Source organism: Clostridium sp., assembly GCF_032552055.1.
GTDB lineage: Bacteria > Bacillota > Clostridia > Clostridiales > Clostridiaceae > Clostridium.
Genome location: NZ_JAWGSV010000325.1, coordinates 1 through 2,914 on the forward strand (window position 1 = coordinate 1; position 2,914 = coordinate 2,914).

Genomic DNA, 2,914 nt, shown 5'->3' on the forward strand with positions numbered 1-2,914 from the left:
AGGAAACACTCCTTTCCATTCCGAACAGGAAAGTTAAGCTCTACAGCGTCGATGGTACTGCACGGGCGACTGTGTGGGAGAGTAGAACGTTGCCAGGTAGAAAGACTATATCAATTTATTGATATAGTCTTTTTTTTATTTATTTTAATATAAATAAAAACATATAAACTATGTATCCTTCATATTAATAAATGTAAGAGAAATAAATAAGGAGGGATATAATGAGCAAAAAAGAAATAATAGCTATGATTTTAGCTGGTGGACAAGGATCTAGGTTGGGAGTATTAACTAAAGATTTAGCAAAACCAGCTATACCTTTTGGAGGTAAGTATAGAATTATAGATTTTACTTTAAGTAATTGTTCAAATTCAGGAATATATACAGTTGGAGTTTTAACACAATATAAGCCTTTAGAATTAAATTCTCATATAGGTATTGGATCTCCTTGGGACTTGGATAGGAGAGATGGAGGAATTAGTATCCTTCCTCCATATCAAAAGGAAAAGGGTGGAGAATGGTACAAGGGAACTGCAAATGCTATATATCAGAATATAGAATATATAGATAGATATGATCCTAAATATGTTCTTATATTATCAGGAGATCATATATATAAGATGAATTATGAAGAAATGTTAAACTTTCATAAAGCAAAGGAAGCTGAAGCTACAATTGCAGTTATAGAAGTAGATATAGATGAAGCTAGTAGGTTCGGGATAATGAATACAAATAAGGATCTTTCTATATATGAATTTGAAGAAAAGCCTGAAAATCCCAAGAATAATAAAGCTTCTATGGGGGTATATATATTTAATTGGAAGATATTAAGAAAGTTTCTTATGGAAGATGAAAAAGAAGTCAGTTCAAACCATGATTTTGGTAAGAATATAATTCCAAGTATGTTAAAGAAAAAAATAAAATTGTTTGCATATCCCTATAATGGATATTGGAAAGATGTTGGTACAATAAAAAGTTTATGGGAAGCTAATATGGATTTATTAAACTTTAATAATCATTTAAACTTATATGATCATAGTTGGAGAATTTATAGTGAAAATATATCAAGAACAGCTCAATATATAGGGACGAATGGATCTATAAAAGAATCTTTGGTTGTAGAAGGATGCATTATAGAGGGGGATGTAGATCATTCTGTATTGTTTCAAGGAGTTACTATAGGTAAAAATTCTATAATAAAGAATTCAGTAATAATGAATGATGCAGTAATAGAAGATAACGTAATAATTAATAAAGCAATAATAGGAAATAATGCAATAGTATCAAGAAATTGCAATATAGGTAATGGAAAAGATATTACAGTAATAGCGGCTAATGAAACTATAGAATATGGAGAGAGAATGAATCCATTAGAATTGGTATAATATTTGGAGGGTTTAATGAAGGATTGTATAGGAATTATTAATTTAGATGAAAATGAAGAAAAATTAAAAAGTTTAATAAACAATAACACGATATCATCAATGCCTATTGCAGGGAGATATAGAATAATTGATTTTGTATTATCAAATCTAACTAATTCAGGAGTAGAATGTATAGGATTATTTGCGAAGAAAAAATCATATTCTCTTATAAATCACTTGAGCAATGGTAGGCCTTGGGATCTTCATAGAAAGAAACATGGATTAAGAATATTTAATTATAGTGAGTATGATCCAGTTTATGATGATATTCATAGCTTTATGGAAAATATTGATTTTATTAAGAATAGTGATAAAGAATATATAATAATGGCACCATCATATATGGTTTGTAATATTGATTACCAAGATGTTATAAATTATCATAGGGAATCAGATAATGATATAACTATTATTTATAAGAAGGACATAAATATAGAAAATAAATATGAAGATTGCCAAACTATAGAATTTAATCCTGAAGGGAAAATAGAAAATATAGAAGTAATATCAAATAAAAGTAATAACGTAAATTTAAATATGGAAATGTATATAATGAGAACTTCTTTATTTATAAATATGGTAAGAGATAGCCTAACTACTGGACTTTATAAAAAAATTAATGATTATATAATAAGTAATACAAGAAAACTAAATATGGGAGCATATGAATTTACGGGATATTTAGCTTGCATAAATTCAATAGACACATATTTTAATGCCAATAAGAAAATATTAAATTTAGAAATAAGTAAAGAATTATTTTATAATAGACCTATATATACAAATCAAAAAGATGAGCCTCCAACATACTATTCTAAAGATAGTAAAGTAGAAAACTCTATGATTGCTAATGGTTCATATATAGAGGGGAAGGTAGAGAATAGTATTATAGGAAGAGAAGTAATAATAAAAAAAGGGGCAGTAATAATTAATAGTATAGTTATGGATAATTGTGTAGTAGATAAATTTTCACTTATAAACAATGTAATAGTAAATTCAGGAGTATCATTTAAAGAAGAATCTGTAATTGAAGGATTTATTGAAAAACCTAAAATAATATAAAATAAAGAGTATCTAAATAATAGATACTCTTTATATTTTTTCTTTATAAGAAAAAATATATTTACAAAATAGGCTAACTTTCTAGTTAATAGGAGATTATTAATAACAACTCATCCACACGTATCAATAGTAGAAAAATTAAGGAATATATACATATTTTAAATTATTTAAGGTAAAATAAGAATAATGGGAGAAATATTAAATACTAAGAAATAATTTACGTGATAATATCTTTTATGTTCTCGGAAACAACTTAGAAAATAACTTGAAAAACAAGTTAGAAAAAAATAAAAAAAGTTGTTGACAAATTATCTTATAAGTAGTAAGATAATGAAGTCGCTTGAGGGCGACAGAGAAAATGGTCTTTGAAAATTGAACAGAATAAAGTTAAGTAAAATAAACCAGCAATTCTTTTAAGTCTTAAAATTAAG

The 2,914-nt window shown here is 26.4% G+C and carries 2 protein-coding genes and 1 rRNA gene; all 3 read left to right on the forward strand.

The window, feature by feature from the left end; translation table 11 throughout:
* A 5S ribosomal RNA gene (gene rrf, locus E6248_RS14945) occupies positions 1-98 on the forward strand; the annotation flags it as partial.
* 123 nt (positions 99-221) lie between these two features.
* Positions 222-1,382 carry a glucose-1-phosphate adenylyltransferase gene (locus E6248_RS14950; RefSeq protein ID WP_316341573.1) on the forward strand — a complete coding sequence of 387 codons (1,161 nt, stop codon included), beginning with the start codon at positions 222-224 and terminating at the stop codon, positions 1,380-1,382.
* A gap of 15 nt (positions 1,383-1,397) precedes the next feature.
* Positions 1,398-2,483 (forward strand): glucose-1-phosphate adenylyltransferase subunit GlgD, encoded by a 1,086-nt coding sequence (gene glgD, locus E6248_RS14955; RefSeq protein ID WP_316341574.1) that lies wholly within the window; start codon positions 1,398-1,400, stop codon positions 2,481-2,483.
* The last annotated feature ends 431 nt before the right edge of the window (positions 2,484-2,914 follow it).

Coding starts and splice junctions, on each gene's coding strand:
- glgD (WP_316341574.1), top strand. CDS start 1,398: ATGAAGGATTGTATAGGAATTATTAATTTAGATGAAAATGAAGAAAAA.
- E6248_RS14950 (WP_316341573.1), top strand. CDS start 222: ATGAGCAAAAAAGAAATAATAGCTATGATTTTAGCTGGTGGACAAGGA.